Below are 6,418 nucleotides of genomic sequence, written 5' to 3'. Positions count from 1 at the left end.
CGCCGGGCGGTTGTCTCGGTCGCTTTTTCAAAAAAATTCCTGGGATTGTGGTGGCTAAAAAATATCCGGAGATAATCTATTTGCCGGGCTGGAGGGAATTGTTGAAAACGAGGGACCCATTCGTTGTCGCGTTTTTCATGCTCTTGCCAAAAAGAGATCGCCAGCGAAATGATTCTCGGCGAAAGGCGGTCGGTAAACGACATAAAACCTCCCGGCAGAGCATAACCGGTCAACCGGGAAAAACGGGTTATGTTATCAGAATCAATGTATTTCGCGCCGTGATATATCGGGGTCGGCCTGGGAAAATACCTGACATCAGCCTGATGGCCGGGCAAAAAGGTTCGATGATAATATGTGGTAGTTGGCAGTTGAATAATCTTAGCCATGATTAATCATCGCAGTAAAAAATAATAAATTTCAAACAGTTGGATTATTTCAGCGCTTCGCTGGAAACCTTCATCGCGCAGAATTCGCCACACATGGAGCAGACGTCAGCAGCATCAAGTCCCTTAATCCCCTGGCCCCTCATTCCCCTTCTCTTCTCATGTATCTCCCTCGCCTTTTCCGGATCGATCGCCAGCGCTATCTGCTTCCCCCAGTTGAGCTCTTTGCGCGCTTTGGACATCGCCCTATCCCACTCGATCGCGCCGGGGATCCCCTTGGCAATATCGGCGCAGTGGGCGGCGATCCGGGAAGCGATAACTCCTTCTTTGACATCATCCGCTTCCGGCAGGCCAAGATGTTCGGTCGGCGTCACGTAGCAGAGAAAATCAGCGCCGGAAGCCGCCGCCAGCGTTCCGCCGATCGCCGCGGTAATGTGGTCATAGCCGGGAGCAACGTCAGTCGGGAGGGGACCAAGGACGTAGAACGGGGCCCCATAACAATACTTCTTCTGCATGCTCATCTGCTCGACAATTTGATCGTATGGAACATGTCCAGGCCCTTCGATAATTACCTGGACCCCAGCCCGCCACGCTTCTTTGGTCAATTGGCCCAGGATCTTGAGCTCTTTGATCTGCGCCGCGTCACCCGCATCGACGACCGAGCCGGGACGCATCCCGTCGCCGAGCGACATCGTGACATCGTATTTAGCGGCGATCTCAAGCAAGCGGTCGTAGTGTTCATAAAACGGATTCTCCTGGTCGTTATCAAGGATCCATTTCATCATCAGCGCTCCGCCGCGAGAGACAACGTCCATCAATCGGGGGTGCTTTTTCAGTTCAGCCACCGAAGCCCTGGTCACTCCGCAGTGGATCGTCATAAAGTCGACCCCTTCTTTCGCCTGCGCTTCCACGACCGAAAACATCCCCTCGACCGTCATTTTCTTTTCGACGACCATCTGGTAGATGGGAACGGTCCCGACCGGGACCGGGCAAGCGGACATGATCGCTTTGCGAGTGGCGTTGATGTCGCCGCCGGTCGACAGGTCCATCAACGCGTCGGTTTTGGCGTCAAGAGCCGCCTTGAGTTTTTTTAGTTCGTTTTTAAGCTGGGGAAAATCAGCCGAGGTCCCGATGTTGGCGTTAACTTTCGTCCTCAAGCCTTTGCCTATGCCTATTGCCTTGACCCCTCGATGCCTTTTATTAAACGGAATCGCAATTGTCCCTTTGGCTACCCCATCCCGTATAACCGTGTCACCTGTTCCCTCGTCCCGGGCTACTTGCTTCATCTGCGGGGTGATAACCCCTTTTAAAGCGGCCTGACGTTGGGTAGTCATTAGCTTCTGAATTCTCGCGGCTCTTCCGGTTTGGCTTCACGGGCTAATTTCATGGCCAGGACAACAGCGTCCTTGGCGGTATTAACCCGGTGAACCTGCTTGTCCAACTGGCCATCGTGGTGGATCATCTGCCAGGTGTTTAGTCCAACGACCGGTATCTTATAACCTAAAGCAAAGCCGATCTCCGAGAGGGTGCCGTAAGACCCCCCCACCGCAATGACCGCCTGCCCCGTTTTGACAACCAGTTTATTTCTGGCGTAACCAATGCCGGTAACGATCGGATAATCAATATAAGGATTGGCATCGTCCCGCTTACTCCCTGGTAAAATACCAATTGTCGTGCCTCCGGCGCTCTTGGCCCCCTTAGCGACATGCTCCATGACCCCTTTTAAACCGCCGCAAACCAGGACCGCCCCCGCTTTGCCGATCTCTATCCCAACCTCTTCGGCCAGTTTAGCGATCTCCGCCGACGCGTGGCTTTCGCCAATGACCGCGATAAAAACCTTATTGATCAAGTTAATCTCCTCGCTTAAAAATAATGCCGCAGTCCCAGGGTCAAGAATTCCGGATACCCAATTTCACAGGAAGTAGCCTGGCCAAAAAGGCCATCCTCCCACTCCCAACCTATCCCCAGCGTCGGGATCGTCGTGGTCGTCGACGCGCTCCCCGATGAAGCGGAAAAGAACATCGCCCCAAGCCGCGCGTAAGAGCGCGACCTTGGCTCCTGGGTAAGATCTTTGGTTATCGAGGCGGTATAAAAGTTTACGCTGTTAATATTGGCCAGTCCCAAAGTAACTATCGAGCCGTAAAGTTTCACCATGTTGGAAAGAAGAGAGGTCCCAAAATCGGCTGAAAACTTCGCCCCCAACCCGGTCGATTTATCTTTGTAGTAGAGAGTAAAAGCGTGCGGCAGGACCACCATTGTTTCGTAACCGACCCCAATCTCCGCCTTGACCTGACTAAAACAACCAAGGAGCAACAGAGCAGACAACCCCGCAAAGATTTTTTTCATGAAAAATCACCCTTCCTATCGTGATGGAATTATAACATAGAGTTTTCTTGAAACCGAGGGGGAACTTTGATAAAATCAGGTTATGGCACAGACAATTTCCCAAAAAATCCTCGCCAAACACTCCGGAAAAAAGTCGGTCTCTCCCGGCGAATTGATCAACTGCAGGCTCGACCTCGTCCTGGGGAACGACATCACCTCACCCACGGCGATCAAAGAGTTCGAGAAGATCGGCGTCAAAAAAGTTTTCGACAAAAAGAAGATCTTCCTGGTCCCCGACCATTTCACCCCGGCCAAAGACATCAAATCGGCCGAACAGGTCAAGATGATGCGCGAATTCGCCAAAAAATACGGGATCGTCAATTTCTTTGAGATCGGCTGTATGGGGGTCGAACACGCTCTCCTGCCGGAGATGGGGGCGATCAAGCCTGACGACCTGATCATCGGGGCCGATTCCCACACCTGTACTTACGGCGCCCTGGGGGCTTTCTCGACCGGCGTCGGCTCTACCGACATGGCGGCCGGGATGGCGACCGGCGAAGTCTGGTTCAAGGTCCCGGAACAATTAAAATTCGTCTACCGCGGCAAACTCCCCAAATGGGTTGAAGCCAAGGACCTCATCCTCTACACCATCGGCCAGATCGGGGTCGACGGCGCCCGTTATATGTCGATGGAATTTACCGGCCCGGCGATCAATGCCCTCTCGGTCGAGGGGAGGATGACCATGGCCAACATGGCGATCGAAGCGGGGGGCAAGAACGGGATTTTTGCTCCTGATAAAAAAACAATCTCCTATCTAAAAAATAAAATATCTAACCAACATTTGACATTTGTCATTGGCCATTTGTCATTATTTCAGTCTGATCCCGACGCCGAATACGTCCAGGTTTACGATTGGGACGTCTCCAAGATCGAACCGCAGGTCTCCTTCCCTCACCTCCCCAGCAACACCAAGCCGGTCAGCCAGTGCAAATCAATAAAGATCGACCAGTCGGTCATCGGCTCCTGCACCAACGGTCGGATCGAAGACCTCCGGGTCGCGGCCAAAGTCCTCAAAGGTAAAAAGAAACACAGGGATGTCCGCCTGATCATTATCCCGGCGACCCAGAAGATATACGCACAAGCGATGAAAGAAGGGTTGTTCGACATTTTCCTGAAAGCGGAAGCGGCGGTCTCTACACCTACTTGCGGCCCCTGTCTCGGCGGCCATATGGGAATTTTGGCTGAAGGGGAAAGAGCGATCGCCACGACCAACCGGAACTTTGTCGGCAGGATGGGGCATCCTAAGTCGGAAGTCTACCTCTCCAACGTCGCGGTCGCCGCCGCTTCAGCGGTCGCCGGACGGATTGTTAGTCCCGAAGACCTTTAAATACTTTTTAAGGTCACAAATTGTGACCCTGATGTTTTAACACTTCTATTAATCACGGCAATTTCCTTGAGATAATTTCCAGCTGGCGGCGCAGTTCGGCCACTGAACTCGGCCGTTTGTTTGGATTTTTGACCAGCGCCCGCCGGATAACATGAAGCACTTGTTTTTGTTCCTTGGTCCGCTGAGGCAGTAAACTATAGTCCGGCTCGTTATTTTGGATCGCGTCTATAAGGGCCGAATGATCAAATGATCTGAACGGATGCTCCCCGGTCAGCAATTCTAACAAGATCACGCCAAGCGTAAAAACTTCCGACCTTGGGGTAAGCTGTTCCCCCCTCGCCTGCTCCGGGGAAAAATAGAGCGGCGTCCCGGCAAAACCGGTCGCTTCGCTTTCGACCGCACACAGTCCGGGATCGATCAGAACGACTTTCCCATCATGGCCGATCATTACATTCTCCGGCTTAATATCCCGGTGGATGATCCCCAGCGCATGGTAGTGTTCGACCGAATCGCAAAGATCGATCATTATTTCAAGGCTTCGTTTCTGCGGCAAAAATCCCCCGTTCAAGGCCAGGATCTCATAAAGATTATTACCATCAATAAGTCGCATTGAAATGTACGGCACCCCATTAACATCGCCAAGTTCTTTGACCGTAACGACCTGGCCGTCAAGACTGCCACTGACCAGCGCCTTTTGCCCCTCTTCAACCAGCGCTTTAAAATTAAAGTCATCAAACCTTAAAGGGACTTTAACAACCCGCTCTCTTCCGTCTCTCATATCGAGCGCTTTAAAGGTAATCCCATATCCCCCCTGGCCAAGCCTTTGCGTCAAAAGAAAATTGCCGAATTCAATCGGACCTGTTTCGTTAACTACGTGTTTATGGGTGGCTGACATTAAGTTCAAAATATGATTTGTGTCAATAGTGTGATCATAATCGATTTTAGGCAGAGAGGGATTAACGCCTTTGCCTACTTTTGCCGCTTTGGAAAATGAAGGGGCCCGAAGGCTGGTTTTCCAGCCAGGCCTTAAACTGTCAAATATTGATATTCGGCCAAACGTACTCATATGGTACTCCTTCTATGTATATATCGTAAAAAATCGGCAAAAATTGCAGGTTATTTATAATGAACATCGGGCAGAGGTCAGCTGGCGGTTTGCTCTCCGACTGCGGGGCCCAGCATCGCTTCCACGAACGCCCGGTTGTAACTCCGGATAGTATCAAGCCCCTCTCCCCCAGCAAAGCTGGCCAGTTGCTGTTTTTCCACCTGAGTCATCAGGCCGGCCGCTTTGCCGACCATCCGGTCAAAACTGATCAGATACTTCAGGATAAAGATAAATTTTTCAGTAGTATTGAAGTTCGGATCAGCAGCCAAAGTCTGCTCCAGCAGGTTCTGGGTCAGTCTGATCTGGTAGATCTCGGCGTAGCAGTCACGGGCGCTCTCCCCGAAATCCTGGACAGACAACCCCTTGGCGACCGCCAGGGCGTTGACCCTGACCCGGCCGACCAGGTAGCTTAAATTCCAGTGCAGTTCTTCCCCGGGGATCGGGAGCTTTTCCGCCGAAAAAGTGCTGACAAAAACCATTCTGGCCGGGTCGCCCAAATACATTGCCCCGCTTAAAAAAGCTTTTTGGGCGGCGGGCTCAAGTCCGAACATCCCCAATTCAAAGCCCGGGACCCAGAAGTTATTCCCATTATCAACCCGGAGGATCAGCGGGCAAAAAATAATATTGGAAAGCCTGGCAAAATCGGCGGCAAATTCCGGCCCTGCCAGACTGAAAGACCTCTCAACCTCCGCCGGCGCCAGCCCGGGAGAAGTAATAACCGCTTTATTTTCCTCCGTCTGGTTATTTCCCGTCGCCCCCATGGCTGATAATACTTGGGACATTGAGAGTCGGGCGGAAAGATACGCTTGCCTGTCGCTGGCAACAACCGCCCGTTCTCCGGTCGGGATTTCCCTGGCCGCGGCGGGAAATCTGTAAGGTTGGCAAGCCGCGATCCGGCCATTGCGGCCCGGATAAATAACGTGATCGGCAACTCCCGCCGGAAAAAACCCGGCGCGTCTCAATTCAGTTTTAATTAACATATTCCCGCCTAAATTTTAATTTGGGGAGCGGAGCTGCCGCTCTCTAAGAAGTTGTCGTCTGGGAAGGAAGAAAATTTCAGGAGATTTTATTTGGGGCTAGAAAGTTCTATGGACATGGTGACCCCCCTCAGTTAATTAAGATCGGATATATCAGCGAGATATACTATAGAAAGCTCAAGCAGATCTTAAGAAGCCGTGTCATCACACACGGGAAAGGAGTCACCAGTGGCAAGTGTAT

7 protein-coding genes are annotated in these 6,418 nt (G+C 51.9%); 1 reads left to right on the top strand and 6 read right to left on the bottom strand.

Annotation, left to right across the window (positions count from 1 at the left end):
• The 4 genes from KKF06_00225 to KKF06_00210 form a co-directional block, all read right to left on the bottom strand.
• On the bottom strand, positions 1-386 hold a 386-nt coding region (locus KKF06_00225), incomplete at its 3' end, for a hypothetical protein (GenBank protein ID MBU1616192.1).
• A gap of 44 nt (positions 387-430) precedes the next feature.
• Entirely contained in the window at positions 431-1,717 is a 1,287-nt protein-coding gene (gene thiC / locus KKF06_00220) for a phosphomethylpyrimidine synthase ThiC (GenBank protein ID MBU1616191.1), read from the bottom strand.
• Positions 1,717-2,229: a TIGR00725 family protein gene (locus tag KKF06_00215; protein MBU1616190.1), complete on the bottom strand. Its 513-nt coding sequence runs from the start codon at positions 2,227-2,229 to the stop codon at positions 1,717-1,719. The genes thiC and KKF06_00215 overlap by 1 nt, the downstream gene beginning before the upstream one ends.
• A gap of 17 nt (positions 2,230-2,246) precedes the next feature.
• Complete coding sequence (locus tag KKF06_00210; protein MBU1616189.1) at positions 2,247-2,729, bottom strand: hypothetical protein; 483 nt, start codon at positions 2,727-2,729, stop codon at positions 2,247-2,249.
• An 82-nt stretch (positions 2,730-2,811) separates the two neighbouring features.
• On the opposite strand from KKF06_00210, the gene leuC reads away from it, so the two are divergent.
• Positions 2,812-4,095 carry a 3-isopropylmalate dehydratase large subunit gene (gene leuC, locus KKF06_00205; protein ID MBU1616188.1) on the top strand — a complete coding sequence of 428 codons (1,284 nt, stop codon included), beginning with the start codon at positions 2,812-2,814 and terminating at the stop codon, positions 4,093-4,095.
• Between the two features lie 52 nt (positions 4,096-4,147).
• Here the strand turns inward: leuC and KKF06_00200 are convergent, their stop codons facing one another.
• Both KKF06_00200 and KKF06_00195 read right to left on the bottom strand, forming a co-directional pair.
• Positions 4,148-4,990, bottom strand: coding sequence for a serine/threonine protein kinase (locus KKF06_00200; protein MBU1616187.1), 843 nt, complete (start codon positions 4,988-4,990; stop codon positions 4,148-4,150).
• Positions 4,991-5,238: 248 nt separating this feature from the next.
• Complete coding sequence (locus tag KKF06_00195; GenBank protein ID MBU1616186.1) at positions 5,239-6,180, bottom strand: hypothetical protein; 942 nt, start codon at positions 6,178-6,180, stop codon at positions 5,239-5,241.
• Between the last annotated feature and the right edge of the window lie 238 nt (positions 6,181-6,418).

This window comes from Candidatus Margulisiibacteriota bacterium, assembly GCA_018822365.1.
Classification (GTDB): Bacteria; Margulisbacteria; WOR-1; order O2-12-FULL-45-9; family XYB2-FULL-48-7; genus XYB2-FULL-45-9.
Note: the sequence above shows the minus strand (reverse complement) of the source record. Positions and strands in the feature narration are given on the sequence as shown.

Bases quoted from the DNA above. Each gene is read 5' to 3' on its own strand.
- KKF06_00200 (MBU1616187.1), bottom strand. From the start codon at position 4,990: ATGTCAGCCACCCATAAACACGTAGTTAACGAAACAGGTCCGATTGAA.
- KKF06_00210 (MBU1616189.1), bottom strand. From the start codon at position 2,729: ATGAAAAAAATCTTTGCGGGGTTGTCTGCTCTGTTGCTCCTTGGTTGT.
- thiC (MBU1616191.1), bottom strand. From the start codon at position 1,717: ATGACTACCCAACGTCAGGCCGCTTTAAAAGGGGTTATCACCCCGCAG.
- leuC (MBU1616188.1), top strand. From the start codon at position 2,812: ATGGCACAGACAATTTCCCAAAAAATCCTCGCCAAACACTCCGGAAAA.
- KKF06_00195 (MBU1616186.1), bottom strand. From the start codon at position 6,180: ATGTTAATTAAAACTGAATTGAGACGCGCCGGGTTTTTTCCGGCGGGA.